Annotated in this window: 25 protein-coding genes; 15 read left to right on the top strand and 10 right to left on the bottom strand. The window is 62.3% G+C overall.

Annotation, left to right across the window (positions count from 1 at the left end; translation table 11 throughout):
• Nucleotides 1-3: 3 nt before the first annotated feature.
• Nucleotides 4-1,032 carry a TRAP transporter substrate-binding protein gene (locus J2X53_RS06735; protein WP_349036705.1) on the bottom strand — a complete coding sequence of 343 codons (1,029 nt, stop codon included), beginning with the start codon at nt 1,030-1,032 and terminating at the stop codon, nt 4-6.
• A 139-nt stretch (nt 1,033-1,171) separates the two neighbouring features.
• On the opposite strand from J2X53_RS06735, the gene J2X53_RS06730 reads away from it, so the two are divergent.
• The 3 genes from J2X53_RS06730 to J2X53_RS06720 all read left to right on the top strand — a co-directional run bounded on the left by J2X53_RS06730 (nt 1,172) and on the right by J2X53_RS06720 (nt 3,132).
• Nucleotides 1,172-1,933 carry a GntR family transcriptional regulator gene (locus tag J2X53_RS06730; RefSeq protein WP_349036704.1) on the top strand — a complete coding sequence of 254 codons (762 nt, stop codon included), beginning with the start codon at nt 1,172-1,174 and terminating at the stop codon, nt 1,931-1,933.
• Nucleotides 1,934-2,146: 213 nt separating this feature from the next.
• Entirely contained in the window at nt 2,147-2,707 is a 561-nt protein-coding gene (locus J2X53_RS06725; protein ID WP_349036703.1) for a hypothetical protein, read from the top strand.
• A gap of 170 nt (nt 2,708-2,877) precedes the next feature.
• On the top strand, nt 2,878-3,132 hold the full coding sequence (locus tag J2X53_RS06720; protein ID WP_349036702.1) for a hypothetical protein: 255 nt from the start codon (nt 2,878-2,880) through the stop codon (nt 3,130-3,132).
• 157 nt (nt 3,133-3,289) lie between these two features.
• On the opposite strand, the gene J2X53_RS06715 is transcribed toward J2X53_RS06720, so the two are convergent.
• The 3 genes from J2X53_RS06715 to J2X53_RS06705 form a co-directional block, all read right to left on the bottom strand.
• Complete coding sequence (locus J2X53_RS06715) at nt 3,290-4,750, bottom strand: heme biosynthesis HemY N-terminal domain-containing protein (RefSeq protein WP_349036701.1); 1,461 nt, start codon at nt 4,748-4,750, stop codon at nt 3,290-3,292.
• A gap of 9 nt (nt 4,751-4,759) precedes the next feature.
• Entirely contained in the window at nt 4,760-6,016 is a 1,257-nt protein-coding gene (locus J2X53_RS06710; protein WP_349036700.1) for a mitofilin family membrane protein, read from the bottom strand.
• A gap of 85 nt (nt 6,017-6,101) precedes the next feature.
• The gene (locus J2X53_RS06705; RefSeq protein ID WP_349036699.1) at nt 6,102-6,839 is read right to left on the bottom strand and encodes a uroporphyrinogen-III synthase; all 738 of its coding nucleotides are present in this window, start codon (nt 6,837-6,839) and stop codon (nt 6,102-6,104) included.
• Between the two features lie 45 nt (nt 6,840-6,884).
• Here J2X53_RS06705 and tsaD point away from each other — a divergent pair, with 45 nt between their 5' ends.
• The 4 genes from tsaD to J2X53_RS06685 are packed head-to-tail and all read left to right on the top strand — an operon-like array spanning nt 6,885 to nt 9,669.
• Entirely contained in the window at nt 6,885-8,006 is a 1,122-nt protein-coding gene (gene tsaD, locus J2X53_RS06700; RefSeq protein WP_349036698.1) for a tRNA (adenosine(37)-N6)-threonylcarbamoyltransferase complex transferase subunit TsaD, read from the top strand.
• The gene (locus tag J2X53_RS06695) at nt 8,003-8,977 is read left to right on the top strand and encodes an NAD(P)H-dependent glycerol-3-phosphate dehydrogenase (protein WP_349036697.1); all 975 of its coding nucleotides are present in this window, start codon (nt 8,003-8,005) and stop codon (nt 8,975-8,977) included. The genes tsaD and J2X53_RS06695 overlap by 4 nt, the downstream gene beginning before the upstream one ends.
• Before the next feature lie 3 nt (nt 8,978-8,980).
• On the top strand, nt 8,981-9,253 hold the full coding sequence (locus J2X53_RS06690; protein WP_349036696.1) for a YciI family protein: 273 nt from the start codon (nt 8,981-8,983) through the stop codon (nt 9,251-9,253).
• Nucleotides 9,250-9,669, top strand: coding sequence for an EVE domain-containing protein (locus J2X53_RS06685; RefSeq protein ID WP_349036695.1), 420 nt, complete (start codon nt 9,250-9,252; stop codon nt 9,667-9,669). Before J2X53_RS06690 ends, J2X53_RS06685 begins: the two co-directional genes overlap by 4 nt.
• Before the next feature lie 257 nt (nt 9,670-9,926).
• On the opposite strand, the gene J2X53_RS06680 is transcribed toward J2X53_RS06685, so the two are convergent.
• The 3 genes from J2X53_RS06680 to J2X53_RS06670 form a co-directional block, all read right to left on the bottom strand.
• Nucleotides 9,927-10,268 carry a DUF2853 family protein gene (locus tag J2X53_RS06680; protein ID WP_349036694.1) on the bottom strand — a complete coding sequence of 114 codons (342 nt, stop codon included), beginning with the start codon at nt 10,266-10,268 and terminating at the stop codon, nt 9,927-9,929.
• Nucleotides 10,269-10,463: 195 nt separating this feature from the next.
• Entirely contained in the window at nt 10,464-11,849 is a 1,386-nt protein-coding gene (ahcY, locus tag J2X53_RS06675; protein ID WP_349036693.1) for an adenosylhomocysteinase, read from the bottom strand.
• Nucleotides 11,850-11,927: 78 nt separating this feature from the next.
• The gene (locus tag J2X53_RS06670; RefSeq protein ID WP_349036692.1) at nt 11,928-12,350 is read right to left on the bottom strand and encodes a hypothetical protein; all 423 of its coding nucleotides are present in this window, start codon (nt 12,348-12,350) and stop codon (nt 11,928-11,930) included.
• Nucleotides 12,351-12,516: 166 nt separating this feature from the next.
• Here J2X53_RS06670 and J2X53_RS06665 point away from each other — a divergent pair, with 166 nt between their 5' ends.
• The gene (locus J2X53_RS06665) at nt 12,517-13,083 is read left to right on the top strand and encodes an HD family hydrolase (protein WP_349036857.1); all 567 of its coding nucleotides are present in this window, start codon (nt 12,517-12,519) and stop codon (nt 13,081-13,083) included.
• Nucleotides 13,084-13,124: 41 nt separating this feature from the next.
• Here J2X53_RS06665 and J2X53_RS06660 read toward each other — a convergent pair whose 3' ends face one another.
• From J2X53_RS06660 to J2X53_RS06650, 3 genes are all read right to left on the bottom strand, one after another.
• Nucleotides 13,125-13,439, bottom strand: a complete 315-nt coding sequence (locus tag J2X53_RS06660; protein WP_349036691.1) for an H-NS histone family protein — start codon at nt 13,437-13,439, stop codon at nt 13,125-13,127.
• Nucleotides 13,440-13,518: 79 nt separating this feature from the next.
• On the bottom strand, nt 13,519-14,073 hold the full coding sequence (locus J2X53_RS06655) for an ActR/PrrA/RegA family redox response regulator transcription factor (RefSeq protein WP_349036690.1): 555 nt from the start codon (nt 14,071-14,073) through the stop codon (nt 13,519-13,521).
• 74 nt (nt 14,074-14,147) lie between these two features.
• Nucleotides 14,148-14,765 (bottom strand): SCO family protein, encoded by a 618-nt coding sequence (locus J2X53_RS06650; protein WP_349036689.1) that lies wholly within the window; start codon nt 14,763-14,765, stop codon nt 14,148-14,150.
• 93 nt (nt 14,766-14,858) lie between these two features.
• Between J2X53_RS06650 and regB the strand changes: the two genes are divergently transcribed.
• From regB to addA, 7 genes are all read left to right on the top strand, one after another.
• Nucleotides 14,859-16,247: a sensor histidine kinase RegB gene (gene regB / locus J2X53_RS06645; protein WP_349036688.1), complete on the top strand. Its 1,389-nt coding sequence runs from the start codon at nt 14,859-14,861 to the stop codon at nt 16,245-16,247.
• Nucleotides 16,248-16,366: 119 nt separating this feature from the next.
• Nucleotides 16,367-17,938, top strand: a complete 1,572-nt coding sequence (locus J2X53_RS06640) for a PAS-domain containing protein (protein ID WP_349036687.1) — start codon at nt 16,367-16,369, stop codon at nt 17,936-17,938.
• Between the two features lie 45 nt (nt 17,939-17,983).
• Entirely contained in the window at nt 17,984-18,448 is a 465-nt protein-coding gene (gene tsaE, locus J2X53_RS06635) for a tRNA (adenosine(37)-N6)-threonylcarbamoyltransferase complex ATPase subunit type 1 TsaE (RefSeq protein WP_349036686.1), read from the top strand.
• Complete coding sequence (locus tag J2X53_RS06630) at nt 18,441-19,454, top strand: phosphotransferase (RefSeq protein WP_349036685.1); 1,014 nt, start codon at nt 18,441-18,443, stop codon at nt 19,452-19,454. The genes tsaE and J2X53_RS06630 overlap by 8 nt, the downstream gene beginning before the upstream one ends.
• Nucleotides 19,433-20,140 carry a nucleotidyltransferase family protein gene (locus J2X53_RS06625; RefSeq protein ID WP_349036684.1) on the top strand — a complete coding sequence of 236 codons (708 nt, stop codon included), beginning with the start codon at nt 19,433-19,435 and terminating at the stop codon, nt 20,138-20,140. The genes J2X53_RS06630 and J2X53_RS06625 overlap by 22 nt, the downstream gene beginning before the upstream one ends.
• Nucleotides 20,133-23,090, top strand: coding sequence for a double-strand break repair protein AddB (gene addB, locus J2X53_RS06620; RefSeq protein ID WP_349036683.1), 2,958 nt, complete (start codon nt 20,133-20,135; stop codon nt 23,088-23,090). Before J2X53_RS06625 ends, addB begins: the two co-directional genes overlap by 8 nt.
• Entirely contained in the window at nt 23,087-26,428 is a 3,342-nt protein-coding gene (gene addA / locus J2X53_RS06615) for a double-strand break repair helicase AddA (RefSeq protein WP_349036682.1), read from the top strand. The genes addB and addA overlap by 4 nt, the downstream gene beginning before the upstream one ends.
• Nucleotides 26,429-26,478 lie beyond the last annotated feature (50 nt).

The raw sequence follows: 26,478 nt of genomic DNA, 5'->3' as shown, positions 1-26,478 counted from the left end.
GACTTAGCCCAAGGCCCGGATTGCTGCGATCATTTCGGCGGTTTCCGGGCTGACCGAACCAAACTGATCAAACAGCGGCACGGTCGCAGCTTCCATCTGTGCCAGTTCCTCTGCGGGCAGAACAAAAACCTCGACCCCGTTGGATTTCAGGGTTTCCAGTGTCTGATCCGCCAGCGCGCGGTTCACACGGCGCTGTTCTTCAAATGCCTCCTGCGCAGAGGATCGAACGACATCCTGCAGATCGGCTGGCAGGCTGTCCAGCCAGGCGGCGTTCACCCGCACCGCCTTCGGCAGGAACCAGTGGCCGGTCATTGTCAGATGCTTTGCCTGCTCATGAAACCGGAAACCTTCGATCGAAAAGACATCAGAGTCGATGGCGTCGATGATCCCGGTAGATAGTGCCGAATACTGCTCATTATAGGGCAGCGGAGTCGGAGCGGCCCCCAGAAGGGTCCAGAAATCAACCCAGATGCGCAGTTGCGGCACCCGGATTTTCAGCCCGGTCAGATCGGCCAGCGAATGGATCGGACGCTTGGCAAGAATATGGCGGAACCCGGTTTCCCCATAGGCCACGAATTCGACACCGGTTTTGTCCCGTGCAATCTGCGACGCCTGCCGCCCGAGATCGCCTTGCAGAACCGCGTCAACATGCGCTTCGTTCTTGTAGATGAACCCCGGCGCACCGCCCAAGGCTGCGATTTCCGGCGCAATGGCCTCTTCGCTGTCGGGGCCGGCGGTTGTCGCCTGAATCGTGCCGATCCGGCTGCCCTCCAGGGCTTCGGCAAGGCCGCCCAGTTGCGCGGCGGGGAAGTGCTGCGCATCAATCCGCCCGCCCGACCGTTCATTCAGCATCGCCGTCCACGCGTCGAACGCATTGGTGATCGGCGTACCGATCCCCTCGGTATGGGCGATGCGGCATGTAAAGGTCTGCTGGGCAAGCCCGCGTGTGGCAATGGCAGGCATCGCCAAAGCGGCCGCGCCAGTGGCAAGAAACAACCGGCGGCCAAGCGCCGGAACCCTGTGCAAAGTCATCTGAGGAACCTCCCAATTCCGATCTGTCTTTTTGGGGGACGGACCCGAAGCCTCCCGCTTGCGTCTGACCACCATACCGGTATGTTCCACTTCAGAGACAAGTTTGACAAGTCAGAATCGCGGTGAGAGGAGATTGTGAATGCAGGCCCCCCTGCGCATGACCGATCCGATTGCTCCTCAGCTGGTGGCCCTGCTGCGCAAAAGCATTGCAGAGCTTCGCCTTGCGCCAGGCTCTGCCCTGTCAGAGAAAGAGATCGCGGCACAGTACGGCGTGTCGCGCCAGCCCGTCCGTGAGGCGTTCATCAAACTTTCCGAGGCAGGTCTGGTCGAAATCAGGCCCAGCCGGGGCACATATGTGATGAAAATCTCGGTCCGCGAAGTGGCGAACGCCCGCTTCGTCCGCGAGGCTATCGAAGTCGATATAGCGCGCCACGCAGCAAGCCTTGCCACGACAGACAATCTGCACGCGCTCAGCGACCTGATCGCCCGGCAGAAAGCCGCGTCAGTTGCTGGTGACTTCGCCAGGTTCAATACCTTTGACGAAGCTTTCCACCGTGAACTGGCCGAGATTGTGCAGAACGATTTCGCGATGCGGGTTGTTGACTCCGCCCGGTTTCAGACAGATCGCGTGCGGCTGTTGTCGCTTCCCGATGCGTCACCGATTGATGTGCTGATCCGTCAGCACGAAGCGATCCTTGCCTGTCTTGTCGCCCGTGACGGCGATGGCGCAGCCCGCGCGATGAGCAAACACCTGCGCGAAATCCTGCGCGCGCTGCCCAGTATCGCCGCCGCGCACCCCGACTTTTTCGACAGCACCACCTTGCCAGAATACTCCGGCAGTCTGGTTCCCCGGTCCCAGACCGATACGCCTGTCGCCTTGCGCCTGACAGAGACACCGTAAACCTGATCACCCGGCGGAAAAAGAATCGCCAGGCATCGGCGGAAACTTGCAGATACGCGTGAATTCCGCCCACAACCGTATGTTGTAAAATGATGTTTTCATACCCGCCGTGCGGGTTGAAGCTTTGCACCATCGGTTCATACTATAGGGACGCTTGCCCATCCGCTCCGGGCCTGTCGTATCATCAGCTTTTCGACAGGACACGGATACAAGATGCAAAGTCTTTCTGGCCGCACCGTCATGATCGTCGAGGACGATTTTCTGATTGCCATCGACCTGGCCGACCATTTTCGCACGGCGCGAGCGCATGTCCTTGGCCCCTTTTCCACTGTTGCCGCAGCGCGTAGCCACACCGGCAAAGCAGAGATGGCCGTGCTCGATCTTAATCTGCGGGGCCACAAGGTCTATCCTCTGGCAGATGAGCTTATGGATGCCGCAGTTCCGTTTGTCTTTTATTCGGCACAGGACCTTGCGGCCATTCCCCGCCGCTTTGCCCACATTGCAAGGCTGCCAAAACCCCTTGCAGCCCATGAAGCCGCCGCGTTGCTGAACAGCAAACTGCATGAAGCCAGCATAACCGCCCTGCTGCCCCGGTTGCGCCTCTCGGCGCGGTTGATCCTCAAGGATTCGCTGGCCGCTGACCGGCTTGTCGAAGCCACCCTGAGGTTGGCCCTTCAGGAAGACCAGAGTGGGGGCGAAGCTCCGCTGGCGGAATGGCTGCATGCGCTGATGGAAAAAGCGCTGAAAAAGCGTGGCCGGGATCTGATGAACTGAGCAAATCGAGTCAGTCATGCGCGTTCAGAGCGTAGAGAGGTCGCAGATCCGCACCAACATCACCGGCTCGGGCGATGCAATGCTGTGCACATGTTCGCGATCCCACTGCGTCCGTGGGAACGTTTCACCGCCGGAGCGGCTTACTCCTTATCAAGGAACAGGAGGATGCAATGACCAGCGACGTGGAAAATCCGACCGAGACCCCAGACCAGCCAAATAAAGAGGATGCGCCGGTTTTCGATCAGGCCACTGATGATCTGCCATGGCCGCAGGATGATACGCTTCCTGCCGACGAAGAGGGCAACATTCTGCCAGGAAACGATCCGTTGGATGAAGACCCCAACGACAACGGTCAGAATGAACAGTTCGATCCCGAAGACATCCGCCGCAGACGCGGTCTGGGGGACGGGGCTGACGGCATCTGAAACCCGGCCAAAAAACGGTCTCCTACCCCGCTGACCTTTCGCTGACACGTGATTTCATCTTGGTAAAAATACTCCCGCCGGAGGCTCCGACACAAACGCCGGATGCCTCCGGCGGCAATACCTGAACCCAGGAGGCCCCTCAGTCTGGCCGTGAATGTCAGTCTGGCCTTGGTTGCGTGACAATGATGTCGGCATCCTCGGCGGTCAGCGGCTCGGGTGCGGGGTCCGGCTGTGGCGGTGTGGGCTGGCCGACAATCAGCGGCAGCAGTTCCGTTCCCGTGGCACTTGGGCCCGAGGTTTCGGGGGGCTCGCGCCAGCTGAGCGTATCAAAGCCGCCGCAGTTGTCACAGATCGGGTGCCATTGCGCGTGGATCGCATGACACTTGTCGCAACACCATTGCGGGCCACGCGGTGCCGTCAGCGCGCGTGTGAGCCAGCCGCGGACAACTGAATCATCCTCGCCTTCGCCCCGCGCGATCGCGGCCATGATCGCCAGCGACCGCTGCGTCGGATGGGTTGTCACAATGTCACCAAGGCTGCGCCGGGCGGCAGGAAAATCCTCCGCCGAGACGTGAAGCTCGGCCTGCAACAACCGGGTTTGCTCATGGGCCGGCTGAACATCCGTCAGCACTTTGAACCGCTTGATCCGGGCTGTCGGCGTCTCTTCCGGTTCGATCTCGGCAAAGGCGGCGGCCAGATCCGGGTGGGGATGAACGGTCCATGCTTTTTTAAGCACCCGCGTCGCGCCCTTGCGATCCCCCTTGGCGACCAGACTGCGGGCGGCCATGGCAGCGGCCGGGATCAGATCTGGCGACAGCCTGTTGGCCTCGATCGCCGCTTCACGCGCTTCAATGCTTGCGCTGTCATCGAAGACGGTTTTCGCCTCTTGCAACGCCAGAACAGCATCGCGCCGGCGGTAAACATCGCGGGGCAATTCCCCGGCCTTCAGTTTGGCGCCCAGTGTCAGACGCGCACCTTTCCAATCGGCATGGTCTGCCTGCAACCTCAGCAGAATATCCTGCGTTTCGGCATGGCGCGGCTTCATGGCAAAGGCCTTTTCGGCCAGCTTGAGGGCAGTATCCGTATCGCCTTCGGCCAGCTTTTGTTTCATCAGCCCGCGCACCCCGACGAAACGGGTCTTGTCGTCGGCCAACAGCCGTTTATAGGCCTCTGCCGCGCGTTTGGTGTCGCCCGCCGCTTCTGCCGATTGCGCCATCAGCAGATTGGTCAGATCGGGCTTGGCCAGATATCTTTCCGCCCGCTGCGCCCGCGCCATGGCAACCTGCCCCTCACCCGAAGCAAGTGCCAGAAGGCCTTCGGTCAGGGCCTGATAGCCTTTACGCTCGCGGTTGCGGTCGAAATAGCGCGAAATCGCGGTCTCGTCGCCGCTCAGGAACCGCAGCACAGCGACCAGAAAGCTGACAACCTTGAACAGCACCCACAGCGAAACAACCAGCAGCAGGGACACAATGACCGCCTGCAACGGCTCCAGAGAAAACTCCCACCCGGCGACAGCAATGCGAATACCGCCGCCGGTATCCAGCAAGACGCCCGCACCATAGGTCAGCGCCGCGATGAAGAAGACAAACAGAATGACTTTCAACAGGGTCCAGAGCATACGTATTTCCTACCCTTCCACTGCGGCTGACAAGGCAGAAGCCGCTGAAACCGCATCAAGACGCTGCCGCGCCGTCGCCGCCCAGTCCGACATTTCAGCCTGACCTTCGGGCGGCAGACCCTCCAGCTCGGTCAAGGCCTGCGCCAGATCGCCGGACCGGAGCGCCGCTTCGGCGCGGGACAGCACCGCATCGGGATCAGTGCCTTCACGCGGCGTCAGGGAGCGGGCCCCGGTTGTGGCTTGCAGGAAAGAGCCAAGCCTGTCCGACCAGCCCTCGCCCATATCGGCACGCAATGACGCCTCCAGCGCGGCCCGTGCCGCCGGGGGAAATGCCTCTTCCAGTGCTGTGCGGGTCGGGATTCCCGTGTCGGCGAGGGCTGCCAAAGCCTCAGGAACTTCAACATCAGGAATGTCAGCCAGAGCGCCCGCAAACGGCGCGCCGCTGTCCAGCGCGGCCTGAACGCGGGCCAATGCTGCGGCGCTGACCGCTTTGCGGGCGGTTTCTTCGGCTTCCGCCCGAAGTGCGTTCGCCTGAGCCTCTGCCTCGGCCAGACGGGCCTGAGTTTCAGCGGCCAGCGCTTCAAGCCCCGCATTTGCATCGGCACCGCTGGCCTTCATTTCGGCAACCTCGGCGCGCAGTGAGTCAAGCTGTGCGACCAGATCGGCGGAAGGCGCCTCCCCCGGTGCTGACGGCCCTTGCGATTCAATCGCGGAAACCCGGTCTTCCAGCCCGGACAACGCGCCGGTCAGGGGCGACAGGTCCGGCTCAACTGCTGCATCCTGCACCGGCCGCGCCTCCAGCGCTGCAATGCGATCTGCGAGCGCGGCATCAGGCGACGGCGCTGTTTCCAGAGTGTCGATCCGGGCAGCAAGGGCCTGCACTTCGGCCTGCGTGGCCAGCGGCACGTCAGAGGTGCCCGATCCGGGAAACGGAACAAAGGTGGCAAGCGCATATCCCGCCGCTGCCGCAACGACACCGCCAAGAACGGTGCCCAAAAAAGCACCGCTGCCACCTTTTTTCTCTGCCATCGGTGCAGGCGGCGGGACGACGACCCCCGGCTCTGCCTCAATCTTCTGCTCCACCGGCTCCGGTGCAGCAGGGTCGGCTTCAAGGCGCGGCGGCTCTTGCATGGTGACAGGTTCAGACACTGTGACAGGTTCCGTCGCCGCCGGTTCAACGACAGCATTTTCCACCGCATCAACCGTTGCGGCGGTTTTGACCACTTCCTCTTCGGCCGTTGGGGTAGAAGGGGGGCGTTTGGCCATGGCGACATTCCTGACTGTGACGTGGGGCGAGGGCGAACGCGCAGCTCGCCCTCAGTTCAATCCTAATCCCGCAACTCTTCGGGCATCAAGCGATGAAGATAAAACGATCCAGCGCAAGGAACAGTTCCTCCAGCGTTGGGGCAGTGGCAATTGATACATTTGCGGGCGGGAAATCGGTAAAGATCGCAGCAACAGCTGGGCTTAACGCTGCAATCCGAAGTCTGCCCGCAGGATCGGCGCCTTGCAGCTGGTCGCGCAGAGCGCGGCGAAATACCTCGGCACTTCGGGGAGAAAACAGCGGCGCGATCACAGGACCGCCTGCTGTCAGCAGACGGATTGCCTCGGGTGACAACGGCTGCGGCTCTTGCGCATACAAAATGGCCTCTTGCGACTCTACCCCTGCGGCATTCAGGCGGGTGACCAGTTGACCCCGCGCCTCCCGTCCGCGCAGATGCAGAAACGGCGCGGCGTCGCGTTGCGCCAGTAACAGGTTGAAAAGACTCTCCGCATCGCCTGCCGCAGACTGGGACTGAAACCCCAAGGCCGTGGCGACCTCTGCCGTCCGGTCGCCCACACAAAAGGCACGGTGCGGCAGACGATCGGCCAGTGCAGCCGCCGCCCTTGCGCCCGTCTCGGACGTAAGGACGACCGAACCAAAAGCCCCGCCCGGCAGGTCAGGCCGCAAAAAGACCGGTGCAAGCAGCGGAGACAGGATCGGCGCAACCCGTTTGCCATAGCGATCCAGCAGCGCACGGGCAAAGCGGCTTGCCTGTGGCTCGGGCCGGGTAACCAACACGGGAAGGGCGCGGGATTGCGGGACCATGCCCATGGTGTTACCTGCGGTTATCCCTTGGTGCAACGGCGGACCATGCAGACAAGCCCGACATCCCCTGACCCAAACCGCGCTGGCCTGACCTTTCTGGGCATCGAAAGCAGCTGCGACGATTCTGCGGCTGCGGTGGTGCGTGCGGGGGACCGGGCCGAAATCCTGTCCTCGGTCGTGGAGGGACAGGTCAGCCTGCATGCCGCCTTTGGCGGGGTGGTACCCGAAATTGCCGCCCGCGCCCATGCCGAACGGCTCGACGCCTGTGTCGAGCGGGCGATGGCTGAAGCCGGGGTTGGCTTTGCCGATCTGGACGGCATCGCCGTGACGGCAGGGCCGGGGTTGATCGGCGGCGTCTTGTCGGGGGTGATGCTGGCCAAAGGGCTGTCGGCGGGCACAGGGTTGCCTTTGATCGGCGTAAACCATCTGGCGGGCCATGGCCTGACGCCACGCCTGACCGACGGGCTGGCGTTTCCGTATCTGATGCTGCTGGTCTCGGGCGGGCATTGCCAGTTTCTGATCGTGGATGGCCCGGAGGCGTTTCGCCGGATCGGCGGCACCATCGACGACGCGCCGGGCGAGGCGTTTGACAAGACGGCAAAGCTGCTTGGTCTGCCGCAGCCGGGCGGGCCGATGGTTGAGGCAGAGGCTGCAGTGGGCGATGCCAGACGCTTTGTCTTTCCGCGTCCGCTGCTGGACCGGCCCGGATGTGATATGTCGTTTTCCGGCCTCAAGACCGCTTTGCTGCGGACACGCGACGCCGTGATCACTGAGAAGGGCGGGCTGACACGGGCCGACCGCCGCGACCTTTGTGCAGGATTTCAGGCCGCGATGGTGGCGGTGCTGGCAGAGAAAAGCCGCCGCGCCTTGACCCTGTATCTGGAAAGCGCGCCGGTCGCACCCGCCTTTGCGGTGGCCGGGGGCGTGGCTGCCAATACAGCCATTCGCGCCGTATTAGAGACGCTTTGTGCCGAAATGTCGGTCAGATTTCTGGCCCCGCCGCTGCGGCTTTGCACCGACAATGCCGCCATGATCGCCTTTGCCGGGATCGAGCGGTTCAGGCTTGGCCATCGCGACGATGCAACATTGTCTGCCCGCCCGCGCTGGCCGCTGGATCCGACCGCCCCGGCGATGATTGGATCGGGCAAAAAGGGCGCAAAGGCATGACCGGGACCGTCGGCATTGTTGGCGCAGGTGCCTTTGGGTCTGCGCTTGCAATTGCGCTGGCGCGGCAAGGCCAAGATGTATGGCTCTGGGCGCGAGACGCTTCGGTGGCCGATCACATGCGGACGACCCGCGAAATCCAGCGGCTGCCCGGCGCAGTACTGCCAGAAAACGTCTCTGTTACGGCGGATTTGGCCGATCTTGCGGTGTGTCCCGCCATCCTGCTTTCAGTGCCGATGCAGGCGCTTGGCGGGTTTTTGTCGCTGCATGCAGGCAGTCTGAAAGACGGGCATCTGGTGGCTTGCTGCAAGGGCGTGGACCTTGCCACTCAGCGTGGGCCGACGGCCCTGATCGCCAGCGCCTGCCCCAAAGCCACACCGATGATCCTGACGGGCCCGAGCTTCGCCGCCGATATCGCACAGGGTCAGGCGACTGCCCTGACGCTGGCCTGCACGGATGAGACCGCGCTGAAGCATGTACAGCAAGAGCTGTCCGGGCCGATCCTGCGGATTTACCGCAACGGCGATGTGATCGGGGCCGAGCTGGGCGGCGCGTTGAAAAACGTGATCGCCATCGCCGCAGGGATCGTGATGGGCGCAGGGCTGGGGGAAAGCGCGCGGGCGGCTTTGATGACGCGCGGCTTTGCAGAGATGGTCCGCTTTGCGACGCAGCTTGGCGCACGGCCCGAAACCCTGATGGGCCTGTCTGGCTTTGGTGACCTTGTGCTGACCTGCACCTCTGACCAATCCCGCAATTTCCGCCACGGTCTGGCGCTGGGGCGCGGCGTCAAGCCGGATGCCTCGCTCACCGTCGAGGGCGTGGCCACGGCACAAGCCATTCTGACGCAGGCCGCGCATCTTGGCGTGGCCGAACAGATTCCGGTGACGGCCATGGTGGCACGGGTTACAACCGGACAGACCACGATTTCTGAGGCCATTCACGCCCTGATGTCCCGCCCGCTGAAAGAGGAGTAACCCATGCGCGCCGCCCTGATTTGCATCGACAAGTCCGACCACCTGCAAACCCGGATCGACAACCGCGCCGCCCATCTGGAGCATATCCAGTCCAGCGGAATCGTTGAAATGGCCGGTCCCTTTCTGGATGTGGCGGGCGGGATGATCGGCAGTCTGGTGATCCTGACCGTCGACTCGATGGATCAGGCACAGGCCTGGGCCGAGGCTGATCCCTATGCCAAGGCCGGGCTGTTCGAAAGCGTGTCGATCCGCGAGTGGAAAAAGGTCGTGGGATGAACTATTGGCTGTTCAAATCCGAACCTGACGCCTGGAGCTGGGATCAGCAGGTCGCCCGTGGCGACACAGGCGAAGAATGGGCCGGGGTCAGGAACTATCAGGCCCGCAACAACATGCGCAGCATGAAAATTGGGGACCGGGGGTTTTTCTATCATTCGAACGTCGGCAAAGAGATGGTTGGCGTGGTCGAGGTGGTTCGTGAAAGCGCCCCGGACAGCACTACCGATGATCCGCGATGGGATTGCGTGGTCATCAAGGCGATCGCCCCGCTCAAGCGTCCGGTGACGCTGGATGCGTGCAAGGTGACACCCGGACTGGAAAACATGGCGCTGGTCAAAAGCACCCGCCTGTCGGTTCAGCCCGTGACCGAAGCGGAATGGGAGATTGTCTGCAAACTCGGCGGGATAGACGCCTGACAGCGCCGGACGACAGGGCCCCGGATTGAGGACCAATGGAAATGGAGGGCCCCAGTCAGCAAAGGACCCTCCATCCGCCCCACGTGTCCCCTAGCACCACACGTGTTCTGAAAAAGGGTCAAGGCATGCTGCCCGTACGATTGACACTAAGCCAAACCGGGCAGAGGCCGCAACCGGCGCATGATTAAAACTGTCTCAGATATGGCAAGATCTTGAAAAGGCTCCGCAAAGCGAAGCCTTTCGTTCAGGACGATACGTCAGGCGTATGCGGCTTCCTTGCCGAAATGTTTGACCAGCATGTAGTAAACCACGGCGCGATACTTGCTGCGGTTCGACCGGCCATAGGTGTCGATCACGGCGTTGATCGCCTCCATCAGCCGGGGGCTGTCGTCTAACCCCAGCTTCTTGATCAGAAAGTTTTTCTTGATCGTTTCCAGCTCGGCCGGATCGCTGCCAGCGACGGTCGAGGCGTCATCATTGTAGATCGCCGGACCGCAGCCGATTGTCACTTTGGTCAACAACGCCATATCCGGCGTCATGTTGCATTTGCCGGAAAGCTCTTCCGCATATTTCGCAATCAGTTCGTCACGTTTGCTCATGCTTACTGTCCCTGTCAGGCTTGGATTATCATCACCAGGGTGCCCGATCCCTTGGCTGTGAAAACTCTAGCCAGAAACGGCGAGCTGGACCAAGGGAAAAGTGGCTGCGTTCTCCCCCCACAACCGGGGCTGAAATCTGCTGAACTGAAAGACTGGCCCCCAAGGGTATGGGGGCCAGTCGCAGATCCGGTCAGATCAATAACGGTAGTGATCTGACTTGAACGGCCCTTCGACCGGAACGCCGATGTAATCGGCCTGCTCACGGCGCAGTTCTGTCAGCTTCACACCAATCTTTTTCAGATGCAGGCGGGCCACTTTTTCATCCAGCGCTTTGGGCAGAATGTAGACACCCGGCTGATACTCGTCGCCCTTGGTCCACAGTTCGATCTGGGCAAGCACCTGATTGGTAAAGGACGCCGACATCACGAATGACGGGTGGCCGGTGGCATTGCCGAGGTTCAGCAGACGCCCTTCGGACAGCAGAATGATGCGATTGCCGTTTGGCATCTCGATCATATCCACTTGTTCCTTGATGTTGGTCCACCTGTGGTTCTTCAGCGCGGCAACCTGGATTTCGTTGTCGAAATGGCCGATGTTGCCGACGATCGCCATATCCTTCATCTCGCGGATATGCTCGATGCGGATCACGTCCCGGTTGCCGGTGGTGGTGATAAAGATGTCGGCGCTTGCGACCACATCTTCCAGCAACACAACCTCAAACCCGTCCATCGCGGCCTGCAGGGCGCAGATCGGGTCGACTTCGGTGACCTTGACCCGCGCGCCAGCCCCTTGCAGCGAGGCAGCAGAGCCTTTGCCCACATCGCCATAGCCGCAGACCACGGCAACCTTGCCGGCCATCATGGTATCGGTGGCGCGGCGGATACCGTCGACCAGCGATTCCTTGCAGCCATACTTGTTGTCGAATTTCGACTTGGTCACCGAGTCATTGACGTTGATCGCCGGGAAGGGGAGTTCGCCCTTTTTGTGCAGATCATACAGACGGTGAACGCCGGTGGTGGTTTCCTCAGACACGCCTTTGATGGCGGCTTTGGTCTTGGTGAAGAAACCGGGGGTTTCCTTCATCCGCTTGACAATTTGCAGTTTGATGACTTCCTCTTCCTCGGATTGCGGAACGGGGATGATATCCTCCCCCGCTTCGGCCCGTGCGCCCAGAAGGACGTAAAGCGTGGCGTCACCGCCATCATCGAGGATCATGTTCGCGCCTTCCGGGAACAGGAACGAACGGTCGAGGTAATCCCAATGCTCGGTCAGGGTCTGGCCCTTGATCGCAAACACGGGCGTGCCGCCTGCCGCGATGGCCGCCGCCGCGTGATCCTGTGTAGAGAAGATGTTGCACGACGCCCAGCGCACATCGGCACCAAGCGCGGTCAGCGTTTCGATCAGCACAGCGGTCTGAATGGTCATGTGCAGCGAACCGACAATCCGCGCGCCTTTGAGCGGTTGGCTGGCGCCGAACTCTTCACGACAGGCCATCAGCCCCGGCATTTCGGTTTCCGCGATGGTCAGTTCCTTGCGTCCAAAATCTGCAAGCCCGATATCCTTGACGATATAGTCAGCCATATCCAAAAATCTCCTGTCTGTTGGACGTGGCTTTACCATCGAAGACCGCTTGGAACAACGCGGGAAAAGCGAACAAAATTAGCTGATCGGCCGGTTCTGGACGATGCTTTCCGCTGTCATTTCCTCGGTCCAGCCAAAACCTGACGACACGATGCAGGTCAGACCATCACCTTTCACTTGAAGCAGGGTCCAGGTGCCCATCAGGTCAGAGGTCCAAAGCTCGACATTGACGCTCTGCTCCTGCACCCACTGGCCTTCCAGTGTTTCGGCGAAATCATCGGTTAGGGAAACGGTGATCACCTCTTTGGTGTCACACAGCGGATCCTGAACCGATTCCGGCAATTTGCCCACGAAATCATGAACCGACAAATCGGGCGTCGCGGTGTACGCCGCAACGGTGGGCGCGAGTGTCAGGTCAAAGCTCTGGTCCACGCGGTCAATCGCACCGGCATATCCGACAGCAACGGCCCCAAGCGCCAACAAAGGAAGCGGATTGAACATTTTGTCTCTTCCGTTCTACTTCAATCGCCAAGTCAACGAGGCTTGCGGGATAATAGTTCCCTTGCATTCCCTCATTTGAATTTGATCCCGCCGTGACGCTGCGTTACGACCGCCGAGATTACCAAGGAGACCGGACGTGACAAAACCAAAGCGTGCGTGGCAACGGATGCTGTCGGGTCGGCGGCTGGATTTGCTTGATCCGACACCGATGGATATCGAGATTGAGGATATCGCCCACGGTCTGGCTTTTGTCGCCAGGTGGAACGGGCAGACCCGGGGCGATTGGGCCTATTCGGTCGCCGAACATTCTTTGCTGGTCGAGGCAATTTTCAGCCGTCAGAACCGCGACATTGCGCCAAAATGGAAAATGGCGGCTTTGCTGCATGACGCGCCAGAATATGTGATCGGTGACATGATTTCGCCTGTAAAAGCTGCCATTGGCCCCGGTTACAGCGCGCTGGATGAACGCCTGACAGCTGCCGTGCATTTGCGGTTTGGCGTGCCTGCGATGTTGCCGGCCGTGATTAAATCCCAGATCAAGGCGGCAGATCGCATTTCCGCCTGGATGGAAGCGGTAAGCATTGCAGGTTTCTCTGAGGCCGAGGCAGACAAGCTCTTCGGTCGGCTGAATGAACCCCTGATCACCGGGCTGGCCATTCAGTTGCGCCCGCCCGCGGTTGTGCGGGCAGATTTCATCCGTCGCCACGCTGATCTGCTGGCGGAACTTGGCTGATGCACCAAATGAAAAAGCCATCCCGAGGGATGGCTTTTGGTTCAGATCGCCAGATCTTCGGGCTTTTTGCCGTCTTTCAGCGCAGCCTCAAACCAGCGCGGTTTGCGCCCGCGCCCAGACCAGGTATCCGTCGGATCGGTCGGGTTGGCATATTTCGCCGTCGCCGGCGAACGTTTGCGCACAGGTGCGATACCTGTCAGCTCCGCAAGCGAAAAGCCCCGGGCCCGCGCAGTTTCTTCAAGCTCTGCCAGAGCTTCTTTCTTACGGCGATCTTCGAAACCGTTGATCGCTTTGGCAACTTGTGACTGAAGATCTTTCAACTCTTTAAGGGACAGTTCATTCAGATCGATGTCCACATTTCATATCCTTATTGGAACTCGCTATGTTCCAATAATCCGAAAATTCTGAATGTTCAAGAAAAGGCGCACACGCGCGTTATTTTGGGCTGCGCTTTGCAAGAATCCGCTGAAGCGTGCGGCGATGCATCGAAAGTCTGCGCGCCGTTTCCGATACATTGCGGTCGCACATTTCATAGACCCGCTGAATATGCTCCCAGCGCACGCGGTCGGCTGACATCGGGTTTTCAGGGGGCGCGGGCATTGACGCGCCCCTTGCCAGCAGGGCATTGGTCACATCATTCGCGTCCGCCGGCTTTGACAGATAGTCGGTTGCGCCAATTTTTACCGCCGCAACCGCCGTCGCAATGGCACCATATCCGGTCAGCACGACAATGCGGCAATCGGGCCTGCGTTCGCGCAATGCCTCGACGACATCCAGCCCGTTCCCGTCTTCCAGCCGAAGGTCAACGACAGCATAGGCAGGCGGGCGGGTTTGCGCGATGGCCTTGCCCGCAGCGACGCTTTCGGCCGTCTCAGGGATAAATCCCCGGCGTTCCATCGCCCGCGCCAGCCGTTTGACAAACGGCTCATCATCATCAACCAGCAAAAGCGAGCGGTCAGGGCCCAGGTCTGCCGTCACGTCTTCTGCCATTGTTTTTCCTCTTTGAAGTCTGCCGTCCTGCGGGGAAGGTAGGGTGTATACGGGTCCGGGTCAATTTTTCCAGATCACGATGCATTTGACGCGAAACACGCCACACGCTCTGCCATCTGCTCTGCCGTATCTTCGCGCCGGAAAAAGTCGACAAAGCCAACTCCCGGCAGGGTGAGGTAGGTAAAGGTCGAGTGATCGACAAGATAGAAATCCGGGTCACCGTCCTGTTTGCGATAGAAGGTCTTGTAGGCTTGCGAGGCCGCTTTGACCTGTTCGGGCGATCCGGTCAGACCAACCATTTTAGGGTGCAGATTCTCGGTGAACTCGGCCATCACCTCAGGCGTATCCCGCTCCGGGTCGATCGAAATGAACACCGGGGTGACATCAACGCCGAACTCTTCCAGAATATCCACAGCCTCGGCGTTGCGGGCAGCGTCCAGCGGGCAGACATCGGGGCAGAAGGTATAGCCAAAATAGACCAGCGATGGTTTGGTCAGAACATCGGCATCGGTGACGGTTGCCCCGGTTTCATCAACCAGCGTAAAGGCCCCGCCGATATCCCCCCCGCCAACCTGCCCGCCGCGGCATTGGGCAAAGGCGTCGTCGCCCTGTTGGAGAAAAATATAAAGCGCGGTTCCACCCAAAAGCCCGGCAACAGCCGCGGCGGCCAGTGCTGCATATGTCCTGGTCATCTTCACCACCTTGTCCTGCCTGATCCCTGCATTGATCCCGCGACCATGCAGGCCTAACACTGGCGGTGATAATGCCTTTGGACGAGGGATGCCATGCTTTCCCCTGCTGCCGGACTGCTTTCCCGTGACACGCGCAGCGACTGGGTTCGCCTGCGTACGTTGATCCTGTTGCGATGGATGGCCATTGCGGGACAATTGGCCGCAATCACCGTGGCCGACCGCTACTACGAAATGCAGCTGCCGCTGGGCTTGTGTTACCTTGCGGTCGGCGCGTCGATCATTGCCAACCTGATCTCGGCTTTCGTCTTTCCCGAAAACAAGCGGCTGTCAGAGACCGAGGCGATGCTGACGCTGCTGTTTGATTTGTCGCAGCTGTCGTTTCTGCTGTATCTGACCGGCGGTCTGGCAAACCCGTTTGCACTGCTGATCCTGGCGCCGGTCACCATTTCTGCTTCAGCGCTGGAGCTGCGCACAACGCTGTTTCTGGGCAGCCTGTCGATCATCTTCATCACGCTGATCTCGTTTGTGCATGTCCCGTTGCGCTATGCTGACGGATCTGTGCTGTCGGTTCCGGTGCTGTTCGAATTCGGGTTCTGGCTGTCGATCGTGATCGGCATCCTGTTCCTCGGTCTCTATTCGCGCCGGGTGGCGACCGAGATCCGGTCGATGTCCGACGCCTTGCTTGCCACCCAGATGGCGCTGGCACGCGAGCAAAAGCTGACCGATCTTGGCGGTGTGGTGGCTGCGGCGGCGCATGAGCTGGGCACGCCACTGGCCACCATAAAACTGGTCTCCGCAGAAATGATGGACGAGCTGGAGGGCCAGCCGGAGCTGCAGGAAGACGCACGGCTGATCCGCGAACAGGCCGACAGATGCCGCGACATCCTGCATTCGATGGGCCGTGTCGGCAAAGACGATCTGCACATGCGCACCGTACCGCTGGCCATGCTGGTGACCGAAGCCGCCGAGCCGCATCAGAGCCGTGGCAAACATCTGGAGCTGACCTTTCTGCCCGGACCGGGGGGCAACGAGCGTCAGCCCACCGTCAGCCGCCGCCCCGAGGTGATCCACGGTTTGCGCAATCTGGTACAGAACGCGGTTGATTTTGCAAAAACCACCGTGTGGGTTCATGGCGAATGGACAGACGAGACCATAACCATCCGCATTGTGGATGATGGAGAGGGGTTCCCGTCGCATGTCATTGGCCGGATCGGTGATCCGTTTGTCCGCAGCCGGAGGTCTTCTCAGGATCTTGCGATGCGGCCGGAATATGAGGGCATGGGGCTTGGTCTGTTCATCGCCAAGACCCTGCTGGAGCGTACCGGGGCAGAACTGACCTTTGCAAACGCTTCCGATCCGTTTCTGACGCCCGAAGAGCGGCCCGAGCGCAGTGGTGCCATTGTCGAGGTCGTGTGGCCCATGGACCGCCTTGCACAGGTCGTCGAGCACGGGTTGGGGCAGAATGAGCCTATCCAGGTCTGAATAAACGCACAGCGGTGCCTGTCGGCGACACACATCCTTTGACACCCGCCTTTAAATTAACGTTGTGTTAACGAACTACACCCTAGGTTGACTTTAGGGCTGTTTGCAGCGGGACACATATGGATACGCATGTCGCTTTAGGTCTCGGTCTGGGTTTTACAGCGATATTGGCAGCACTGGGCGGGCTGCTGCTGACAATCGCGTTTCAGCTGAACCGGAAACCTGTGCGGGACAGTATTTTTGATGAACGTCAGAAAGGCACGCTGTTCCTGTTTGACGGGGAAACTCTGGTCGATTGCACGCCGGGCGGGCAGGCGGTTCTTGGGGCTTCCCATGTTCCGGGCACACCATGGGTCAAACTGCTCGCCTATCTCTCTGCTCCATTCCCCCAGATTGATCAGCAACTTGCCCGGCTTGAAGAGGAGGGGGTGGTCACCCTTGCGTCAGAAGATTCCTCTGGTCAGCCGCTTTTGTTGATGGCCGAACAGCGCGGCGGCTTGTCCCGCATTACCCTGATCGACGCCGAAACCAAGGACCGGAGCCTTGTCCACGATCCGTTGGCCCACAGATCCATGACCGAAGATCTGGCGTTTCTGCGCTCTATGCTGTCACAGGCCCCGTTCCTTGCGTGGCGGGAAAAGGACAACGGCGATATCATCTGGGCCAATACCGCCTATCTGCTGCGCGCGGGCGATCTGTTTCCCGGGAAAGAGCTGACCTGGCCCCTGCCACGGCTGTTCGAGCGCACCGCCACGGTGCAGGGCGCCAGTGGCCAGCGGCAAAAGCTGACGTTTCCTGACCGATCTGTGTCGTGGTTCGACCTGATCAGCATGCCCGATGGCGACGGTCGGCGGGTCTACGCCCTGCTTGCAGATTCTGCCGTGCAGGCAGAGGCCACCTTGCGCGATTTCATGCAGACACTGACAAAGACCTTTGCGCACCTTCCCATCGGGCTGGCGATCTTTGACAGCCGGCGTCAGCTCCAGCTGTTCAATCCGGCGTTGCTGGATCTGACAGGGTTGCCGCCGGATTTCCTGTCGTTGCGTCCCTCGCTGCTGTCGGTGCTGGATGCGCTGCGCGATCACAACATGGTGCCCGAACCAAAGGATTATCGCGGCTGGCGCAGGCAGATCACCGATCTGGAACGCGCGGCTTCGTCCGGGGTCTATGAAGAAACCTGGAACCTGCCGGGCGGACAGACCTACAAGGTGATCGGCAGACCGCACCCCAACGGTGCGCTGGCCCTGATGATCGAGGATATTTCGACCGAGATCACCCGCACCCGCCGCTACCGCGCCGATCTGGAGCTTGGCCAGTCCGTCATCGACTCGATGGATGAAGCGATGGCCGTGTTTTCGGAAACCGGGATTCTGGTGATGACCAACGCCGCCTATGTGCAGCTCTGGGGCCATGATCCCGCCGAAAGTCTGACCAGCGACGGCATCACCTCGCTGTCCCGTCATTGGCGCAGCCAGACCGCGCCAAGCAAACTCTGGTCCGAAGCCGAAGAGTTTGTCGGCACCATCGGCGACAAAGAGGTGTGGAGCGATGAGGTGCGCATGCTTGACGGACGGCTGATCATCTGCCGGCTTGCGCCGCTTGCGGGCGGCGCAACGCTGGTCGGGTTCCGGGTGCAACAGGCGACAAAAGAGCCGTCGCCACTTTCTGCAGCCGAACGACGCTCTGCCTGACGGGTTCAGCTTGCGGCGGCGGCCTGCGGCAGTAAAACTGCGCGCATGTTGCAGCCAGAGCGTCATACCCTGTTCCTGCCCTCGGAAGAGGCAACCGATGCGCTTGGCCATCTGATGGCCAGCCATCTGGTACCGGGTGATACGGTGCTGCTGACCGGACCGATCGGTGCCGGAAAATCCCACCTGTCGCGCGCCATCATCCGCGCCCGGCTGGGCCGGATGGAGGATGTGCCGTCGCCGACCTTCACACTGGTCCAGACCTATGAGGATCCGGCGGGCGATATCTGGCATGCCGACCTGTACCGCCTGTCCCACCCTGATGAGGTGCTGGAACTGGGGCTGGAAGACGCCTTTGCCACCGCAATCTGTCTGATCGAATGGCCCGAAAGACTTGGGGCCTATGCGCCGCAGGATGCCATCCGCCTGTCCCTGACCCCCGAGGATGAGGGTCGCCGGGCAACGCTGTGCTTTGCCGGGCGTCCCGCATTGGCCGGGGCTCTCAATGGGTGATCGCAAGACCCTGTCGCGCGCGTTTCTTGCCGCCCATGGCTGGGACGAGGCGGATCGCTGCTTTCTCGCGGGCGATGCATCGGACCGCAGCTATGACCGGCTGACCCGGGCTGGTGAAACTGCTGTCCTGATGGATGCCCCACCCGGCACGGGTGATGATCCGGCAACCTTTGTCGCGATTGCCCTGCATTTGCGCGGCATCGGCCTGTCCGCCCCCCGACTTCTGGCGCAGGATCTGGAGCATGGGTTTCTGTTGATCGAAGACCTTGGCGACGCCCTGTTCGCCCGCGTTCTGGAAACCGCGCCAGAGCGGGAAGCGGCGCTTTACCGGGCGGCCGCAGATGTTCTGGCGCATCTTCACGCCCACCCGGCACCCGATGGTCTGCCTGACCTGACAGCAGAAGACTGGGCCAAAGCAGCGGCCTTTGCGCTGGATTGGTATGCCTTTGGGGCCACGGGCCACCGACCGGAGACGGCAGGCTTTGTCGCGGCCCTGACCGAGGCACTCCTGCGCCATGCCGACGGGCCGCGGGTGATGATCCTGCGCGATTATCACGCAGAAAACCTGCTGGACCTGCCCGGACGGCAGGGGGTGGCGGCGGTTGGTCTGCTGGATTTCCAACTCGCCCAGATGGGGCAGCCGGGATATGATCTGGTGTCGCTGTTGCAGGATGCGCGGCGCGATGTCTCGGCCGATGTTGCCAGCCGGATCACCGCCCATTTTGCCGGGACCACTGGCCGCGACCTTGCGGCATTTCAGGCGTCCTGCGCGGTTTTGGGCGCACAACGGTCTTTGCGTATTCTGGGCATCTTTGCGCGGCTCTGCCTTGTTGGCGGCAAGCCCGGCTATCTGCGCATGATCCCAAGGGTCTGGGCGCAGCTGCAAGACAGTCTCGCACACCCTGCCCTGTCCGAGCTTCTTGCGGTCTGTGCGCCGCTTTTGCCCGCACCAACCCCAGCCATCCTGCAAACGATCGGGGACAAATGCGCCACCCTTTCCCCCTGATGCTGTTTGCCGCCGGTTTCGGCACCCGGATGGGGGCGCTGACGGCCAAACAGCCCAAACCGCTGATCAAAGTCGCTGGTCTGCCGCTGATCGACCATGCCCGCCGCATCGCAGCGCAAGCAGGTGTGACGCATCAGGTCGTCAACCTGCACTACCTGGGTGAACAGCTGGCCGATCATCTGGCAGGCAGCGGCGTGGCGCTGTCGTGGGAGCGGGAGCGTATTCTGGAGACCGGCGGCGGGCTGAAAGCCGCCTTGCCGCTGCTGGGCGATGGTCCGGTGCTGACGCTCAACACCGATGCGGTCTGGACCGGACAAAACCCGTTGACCCGGCTGATGCAGGTCTGGGACAGCGCACGGATGGATCAGCTGTTTCTGCTGCTGCCTGCCGCGCAGGCGCGTAGTGCCACGGGCCGGTCGGATTTCGTGATGGACGATCAGGGCCGGGTGGACTGGGTCAAGGGGCGCGACGGCTATCTTTACCTCGGGGCGCAGATCATCCATCCCCGACTGTTGACCGAGACCGAGACCGCGTTTTCCCTGCATGGGCCATGGACGCGGGCCATGGCTGCGGGGCGCGCTTATGGGGTCGTCCACAACGGCGACTGGTGCGATGTGGGCCACCCCGGCGGCATCGCCGAAGCCGAGACGATGTTGCGCGATGCAAAGGAATGGCCGGATGTTTGACCCCCACGAACCCCGGCTTTTCGCCCTGCCTCCGGGCGCCGATTTCCCGGCGGCGCTGGTTGCCGGTCTGCGCGCGCGGATGCAGGGCGCGCCGCCCGAGGCGATGGCGCGGGTCACGCTGTATCTGAACACCACGCGGATGCGCCGACGGGTGGTGCAGATCTTTGGCCAGCACGGGGCGGGCTTTCTGCCGCGTATCCGGCTGGTCAGCGACCTTGCGGCCGATATGGTGGTGCCGGGTCTGCCGCCCGCCATCCCTTCGCTGCGGCGCAAGTTGCAGCTGACCGTCCTGATCGGGCGGCTTCTCGACACCCTGCCCGATCTGGCGCCACGCTCCGCGCTCGCCGATCTGGCCGAGAGTCTGGCGGCGCTGATGTCCGAGATGCAGGGCGAGGGCGTGGGGCCCGACCGGGTGGCTGCGCTGGATGTGTCGGACCATTCCGAACACTGGGCCCGCACCCGCGAGTTTCTGACCATCATCACCCCGTTCTTTACCGATGCAGAGGAACCCGACAGTGAGGGCCGTCAGCGGCGTCTGGCGCTGCTGCTGTCCGATCTGTGGGCAACAGCGCCGCCGCAGGATCCGGTGATCGTGGCCGGGTCCACCGGGTCACGCGGGACGACGGCGCTGTTCATGCAGGCCGTTGCCCGCTTGCCGCAGGGGGCGATTGTGCTGCCCGGCTATGACTTCGACATGCCGGATCAGGTCTGGGCCGGGTTGGACGATGCCCTGACCTCGGAGGATCATCCGCAATACAGGTTCCACCGGCTGATGGGGCTAGTGGGCGCCACGCCGCCCGATGTGCGCCTGTGGCACGACGCCGCCCCGCCCAGCGCCGCGCGCAACCGGGTGGTGTCCTTGGCGCTGCGCCCTGCCCCGGTCACCGATCAGTGGCTGGTTGAGGGGCCGGATCTGCCAGATCTGTCCGCTGCCATGCAGGACGTGACGCTGATGGAATCCACCACGCCGCGACAAGAGGCGCTGTCGATCGCGCTGATCCTGCGCGACGCGGCAGAACACGGCACGCCCGCCGCCCTGATCTCACCCGACCGGGTGCTGACCCGTCAGGTCGCGGCGGCGCTGGACCGTTGGAACATCCGCCCCGATGACAGTGCCGGGATTCCGCTGAACCAGACCGCGCCGGGCCGGTTCCTGCGCCATGTGGTGCGGCTGTTCGGGCACAAACTGACCTCTGACACGCTGCTGACCGTGCTCAAGCATCCGCTGACCGCATCGGCGATGGACCGGGGCCAGCACCTGTTGCTGGCGCGTGATCTGGAACTGAAACTGCGGCGGGAGGGGCCAGCGTTTCCCACCGGACCGGACCTGATCGCTTGGGCGGGCGCGCATTCCAACGCGCATGCCATTGGCTGGGCGACCGCTTTGGCCGGGGCGCTGGATGGGCTGGAGGATACGAGCACCCTGCCGCTGACCGGTCACATCGCGCGCCTGCGCCTGCTGGCTGAACGTCTATCGCGCGGGCCTGCGCCAGATGGCACCGGTGAGTTGTGGCAGGAAGCGCCGGGTGAGGCTGCGCTGGCCTTTGTCACCGGGCTGGAGGCCGAAGCGGTGCATGGCGGCGATCTGTCGCCGGGGGAGTTCCGCGATCTGTTTGACGGGCTGATCTCGGGCGAAGAGGTGCGCGCGCCGATGATCGCGCATCCCGGTGTGATGATCTGGGGCACATTGGAGGCGCGGGTTCAGGGCGCCGATCTGGTCATTCTGGCCGGGCTGAACGATGGCACCTGGCCCGCGCTGCCGCCACCAGACCCTTGGTTGAATCGCAGGATGCGGCTGGATGCCGGGCTGTTGCTGCCGGAACGGCGCATCGGCCTGTCAGCACATGACTTTCAGCAGGCGGTGGCCGCCCCCCGGGTTGTCCTGTCGCGCGCCCTGCGCAATGCCGAGGCCGAAACGGTGCCGTCGCGCTGGATCAACCGGCTGACCAACCTGATGGATGGATTGCCCGGTCGTAACGGGCCAGATGCCCTGCGCCAGATGCGGGCGCGCGGGAAAACATGGCTGGACCTTGCCGCCGCGATGGACCGGCCCCTGCCTGCGCCGGATGCCGGGCTGATCCCGGCCACGCGCCCTGCCCCGCGCCCGCCATTGGCGGCCCGGCCCACCTCGCTGTCGTTGACACGCGTTGAGGTGCTGATCCGCGACCCCTATGCAATTTATGCCGACAAGGTGCTGAACCTGCGCCCGCTGGACCCGATCCGCCAGACCCCAGATGCCCGCGACCGTGGCACGGTGGTGCACACCATTCTGGAGCGGTTTGTGCGCGAGCGACCCTTGGAAGAAAGCCGCGACGCTGCCCGCGCGCGGCTGATGGCTCTGACCGCTGACGTGCTGGACGATCAGGTGCCATGGCCCGCCGCCCGCGCGCTTTGGGCGGCGCGGATGGAACGCGCCGCCGATCATTTCCTGACCATCGACGCGGCCGAAGGCGGGCAAAGCGTGCTGGTCGAGGGGCGGGGTGAGCTGGCGTTGCAGGGCCTGAACTTCACGCTGTTCGGCACCCCGGACCGAATCGACCTGCTGCCCGGCGGCAAGCTGCATCTGATCGACTACAAAACCGGCAGCCCGCCCTCTGACAAAGAGCAGAAATCCTTTGCCAAACAGCTGCATCTGGCCGCGCTCTTGGCGACCGAGGGCGGCTTCAAGGGGCTGGGGCCGCAACAGGTGGCAAAGATCACCTATGTCGGCCTTGGCTCTGCCGGGAAGGTGACCGAAGATGAGATTACACCGGAAAAACTGGAAGGCGTGCGCGACGGGCTGTACCACCTGATCGGCTCTTATGCCCGGCAGGGACAGGGCTATACCTCACGCCGGGCGGTGTTTACCGAACGGTTTCCCGGCGATTACGACCATCTGGCCCGCTTTGGCGAATGGGAGATGACCGACAGACCTGACCCGCAGGATGTCGGGCTGGGGGACACGCCATGACGCATGATGCCAGCCTTGCACAAAGGGCAGCGGCGCAGCCCGGCCTGTCGACCTGGTTGTCGGCCAATGCCGGATCAGGCAAGACCCGGGTGCTGACCGACCGCGTGGCGCGGCTGCTCCTCAATAAGGTGCAGCCGCAGCATATCCTGTGCCTGACCTATACCAAGGCCGCCGCGACCGAGATGCAGAACCGGCTGTTCCGCCGCTTGGGTGAATGGGCGATGAAACCCGATGCTGACCTGCGCGCCGATCTGACCGATCTGGGCGAGGGCGAGCCACTGGATGCCGAGCAGCTGGCACTGGCACGGCAGCTGTTCGCCCGCGCGATCGAGACGCCGGGCGGTTTGCGCATTCAGACGATCCACAGCTTTTGCGCGACATTGCTGCGGCGCTATCCGCTGGAGGCAGGCGTTACCCCCGGTTTCAAGGAAATGGACGACCGCACCGCCCGCACCCTGCGTGAAGACATCGTGCAGGATATGGCTGACCGTCTGGCACCGGGTGCGGTGGCCGATCTGGCACGCCACTACACCGCCGAAGATTTCGGCGCGCTGATGGGCGAAATCTGCAGCCGGGCCGATGAATTTGCGAGGCCGCTGTCACGCGCCGAGGCGCTGGCCCGCTTTGACCAGCCGGAGTCGCTGACGCTGGAGCGCCTGCTGAGCGCGGTGTTTCTGGGGGATGAGGGCGACATTCTGGCCGAACTGACAGCGCGGCTGGCGGGCAGCGGGGTCAATGACCAGAAGGCCGGCAACAAACTGTCAGCGCTCGACCCGTTCACCCCCGATCTGCGCAGCTTGCAAGTGTTGGAAGGCGTGTTCCTGTTTGCCACGGGCGCGCGGGCCAATCAGGCCAAGGTCAACGATTTCCCCGCCAAAGACCTGCGCAACGCGCTGGGCCCGCTGGGCGAGCGGTTGCAAAAGCTGATGGGCCGGGTGGAGGGCGCACGGGCGGCGCGGGTGGCGCTGGAGGCGGCGGAAAAGACCCTCGCCTTGCACCGCTTTGCCGGCGTTTTCCTCCAGCTTTACGTCGCCCGCAAAGCCGAGCGTGGCTATCTGGATTTCGATGACCTGATCCGCAAGGCCGGGCAGTTGCTGAACGATCCCGGCCTTGCCGCCTGGGTGTTGTTCCGGCTGGATGGCGGCATTGACCACATTCTGGTGGACGAGGCGCAGGATACCTCGCCCGCGCAATGGGCGGTGATCGAAAAGCTGACCGCCGAGTTTACTGCCGGGCGCGGCGCCAGCGACAAGACCCGCACGCTGTTTGTGGTCGGCGACAAGAAACAGTCGATCTATTCGTTTCAGGGTGCCGATCTGTCGGCCTTTGACACCAAGCGGCACGAGTTCAGCGCGAAGTTTGCGGCCATTGCGCAGCCGATGCAGGATCGCACGCTGGACTATTCCTTTCGCTCATCGCCCGCGGTGCTGGATGTGGTCGATGCCACCTTTGGCAGCGAGTTTCCGGCAGCTCTCGGCGATCCGCCGCGCCATCTGGCGTTCTTTGATGGGCTTCCCGGGCGGGTGGATCTGTGGCCGCTGATCGACAAGGCCGACACCACATCGGATGAGGATGGCTGGAACCCGGTCGATCTGATTTCCGACAGTCACCATACGGTGGAACTGGCCCGCATGATCGCGACCGAGATCCGGGCGATGATCGACTCCGGTGTGCATATCCCGACCGCGCCCGGCAAAAGCCGTGCGGTGCAGGCCGGCGATGTGCTGATCCTGGTGCAGACCCGTGGCACCCTGTTTTCGCAGATCATCCGGGCCTGCAAACAGGCCGGATTGCCGATTGCCGGGGCAGACCGGCTGAAGCTGGGCGAAGAGTTGGCGGTCAAGGATCTGGTGGCGCTGCTGTCGTTTCTGGCCACGCCCGAAGACAGCCTGTCGCTTGCCGCCACCCTGCGCTCACCGCTGTTCGGCTGGTCCGAAGACCGGCTGTTCCGTCTGGCGCATGGCCGGTCAGAGCGGCATCTCTGGGCAACCCTGCGCAATACGGATGAGCCGGAAACGCTGGCGGTGCTGACCGATTTGCGCAATCAGGCCGACTTTCTGCGGCCCTACGAGATGCTGGAACGCATCCTGACCCGCCACAACGGTCGCCAGCGCCTTCTGACCCGGCTGGGGCCAGAGGCAGAAGATGGCATCGACGAGTTGCTCAATCAGGCTTTGGCCTATGAAAACAACGATGTGCCCAGCCTGACCGGTTTCCTGATCTGGCTGGAAAGTGACGTGGTAGAGGTCAAGCGCCAGCTGGACAGCGAGGGCGCGAACATAAGGGTGATGACGGTACACGGATCAAAGGGGCTGGAAGCGCCGATTGTCATCCTGCCCGACACCGCCGACCGCAACCCGCGTGACCATGCCGAGGTGATCAAGCTGTCAGACGGTCTGCCGGTCTGGAAAACCCCGGAAAAGGACAGCCCGCCGGATGTGGCCACCGCCCTTGGCCTGCGCAAGGCCAAGGTGGCCGAAGAAAACCTGCGCCTGCTGTATGTGGCGCTGACCCGCGCACGGTCCTGGCTGATCGTCGCCGGGGCGGGAGAGGCGAAGGTGACCAGCGGCAAAGAGGCAAAGCCGCGCGAAAAATGGGCCTGGTACCGGCAGGTCGAGGCCGGGTTGCAGTCCCTTGGAGCCCGGCCCGATGCGGCAGGACGGTTGCGGCATGCTTACGGCCTGTGGCCCGCCAATGCCGCTGCGGAGCAGAAAGCGGTCGCGTCCCTCACCCTCCCCGGCTGGATTGCACAGCCCACTCCCGAGGTGCCGCGTGTGCTTGGCCCGTTGTCACCTTCTGACCTTGGCGGAGCAAAGGCGCTGCCCGGTGAGGGGGATCTGGTGGAGGTGGCCAAGTTGCGCGGCACTGTGCTGCATGAGCTGCTGGAGCATCTGCCTGCCCATGCGCCCGATCTTTGGCCTGCCATTGCCCGCACGGTTACGCCAGAGGCGTTTGACCCTGATCTGATGCTGTCAGAAGCGGCCGGAGTGTTGTCATTGCCAGAGTTGGCACACCTGTTTGCGCCCGGTTCGCTGGCCGAGGTCTCGGTCACCGCCACCCTGAACGGACGGCAGATCGAAGGCACGCTGGACCGGGTTGTGATCACGGATGAAAGGGTGCTGGCGGTCGATTTCAAATCGAACCGCGTGGTGCCGGACAGGCCGGATCAGGTGCCCGACGGGATCTTGCGGCAGATGGGGGCCTATGCGCATGCTCTGGGTCAGATCTACCCCGACCGTCGCATCGACACGGCGATCTTGTGGACCGCCACGCCAAAGCTCATGTATCTTGATCCCGATGCCGTGACATCGGCGCTTGGGCGGGCCCCGATCGCTTGACCTTTCCAGCCACAGTGCCTAGCTTTGATAGCTGACACATTCCATTCAGG

The sequence above is a fragment of the Pseudotabrizicola sp. 4114 genome (assembly GCF_031457365.1).
Lineage (GTDB): Bacteria > Pseudomonadota > Alphaproteobacteria > Rhodobacterales > Rhodobacteraceae > Pseudotabrizicola.
The sequence above is the reverse complement of the archived record's forward strand: the minus strand, read 5'-3'. Positions and strand labels throughout refer to the sequence as shown.

Bases quoted from the DNA above. Each gene is read 5' to 3' on its own strand.
- tsaD (WP_349036698.1), top strand. From the start codon at position 6,885: ATGCAGACAAGCCCGACATCCCCTGACCCAAACCGCGCTGGCCTGACC.
- J2X53_RS06630 (WP_349036685.1), top strand. From the start codon at position 18,441: ATGGGTGATCGCAAGACCCTGTCGCGCGCGTTTCTTGCCGCCCATGGC.
- J2X53_RS06710 (WP_349036700.1), bottom strand. From the start codon at position 6,016: ATGGCCAAACGCCCCCCTTCTACCCCAACGGCCGAAGAGGAAGTGGTC.
- J2X53_RS06725 (WP_349036703.1), top strand. From the start codon at position 2,147: ATGCAAAGTCTTTCTGGCCGCACCGTCATGATCGTCGAGGACGATTTT.
- J2X53_RS06685 (WP_349036695.1), top strand. From the start codon at position 9,250: ATGAACTATTGGCTGTTCAAATCCGAACCTGACGCCTGGAGCTGGGAT.
- J2X53_RS06715 (WP_349036701.1), bottom strand. From the start codon at position 4,750: ATGCTCTGGACCCTGTTGAAAGTCATTCTGTTTGTCTTCTTCATCGCG.
- J2X53_RS06665 (WP_349036857.1), top strand. From the start codon at position 12,517: ATGCTGTCGGGTCGGCGGCTGGATTTGCTTGATCCGACACCGATGGAT.
- addB (WP_349036683.1), top strand. From the start codon at position 20,133: ATGTTTGACCCCCACGAACCCCGGCTTTTCGCCCTGCCTCCGGGCGCC.
- J2X53_RS06730 (WP_349036704.1), top strand. From the start codon at position 1,172: ATGCAGGCCCCCCTGCGCATGACCGATCCGATTGCTCCTCAGCTGGTG.
- J2X53_RS06640 (WP_349036687.1), top strand. From the start codon at position 16,367: ATGGATACGCATGTCGCTTTAGGTCTCGGTCTGGGTTTTACAGCGATA.
- J2X53_RS06690 (WP_349036696.1), top strand. From the start codon at position 8,981: ATGCGCGCCGCCCTGATTTGCATCGACAAGTCCGACCACCTGCAAACC.
- ahcY (WP_349036693.1), bottom strand. From the start codon at position 11,849: ATGGCTGACTATATCGTCAAGGATATCGGGCTTGCAGATTTTGGACGC.
- J2X53_RS06655 (WP_349036690.1), bottom strand. From the start codon at position 14,073: ATGGCAGAAGACGTGACGGCAGACCTGGGCCCTGACCGCTCGCTTTTG.
- regB (WP_349036688.1), top strand. From the start codon at position 14,859: ATGCTTTCCCCTGCTGCCGGACTGCTTTCCCGTGACACGCGCAGCGAC.
- J2X53_RS06695 (WP_349036697.1), top strand. From the start codon at position 8,003: ATGACCGGGACCGTCGGCATTGTTGGCGCAGGTGCCTTTGGGTCTGCG.
- J2X53_RS06735 (WP_349036705.1), bottom strand. From the start codon at position 1,032: ATGACTTTGCACAGGGTTCCGGCGCTTGGCCGCCGGTTGTTTCTTGCC.
- J2X53_RS06680 (WP_349036694.1), bottom strand. From the start codon at position 10,268: ATGAGCAAACGTGACGAACTGATTGCGAAATATGCGGAAGAGCTTTCC.
- J2X53_RS06670 (WP_349036692.1), bottom strand. From the start codon at position 12,350: ATGTTCAATCCGCTTCCTTTGTTGGCGCTTGGGGCCGTTGCTGTCGGA.
- J2X53_RS06720 (WP_349036702.1), top strand. From the start codon at position 2,878: ATGACCAGCGACGTGGAAAATCCGACCGAGACCCCAGACCAGCCAAAT.
- J2X53_RS06625 (WP_349036684.1), top strand. From the start codon at position 19,433: ATGCGCCACCCTTTCCCCCTGATGCTGTTTGCCGCCGGTTTCGGCACC.
- tsaE (WP_349036686.1), top strand. From the start codon at position 17,984: ATGTTGCAGCCAGAGCGTCATACCCTGTTCCTGCCCTCGGAAGAGGCA.
- J2X53_RS06705 (WP_349036699.1), bottom strand. From the start codon at position 6,839: ATGGTCCCGCAATCCCGCGCCCTTCCCGTGTTGGTTACCCGGCCCGAG.
- J2X53_RS06650 (WP_349036689.1), bottom strand. From the start codon at position 14,765: ATGACCAGGACATATGCAGCACTGGCCGCCGCGGCTGTTGCCGGGCTT.
- addA (WP_349036682.1), top strand. From the start codon at position 23,087: ATGACGCATGATGCCAGCCTTGCACAAAGGGCAGCGGCGCAGCCCGGC.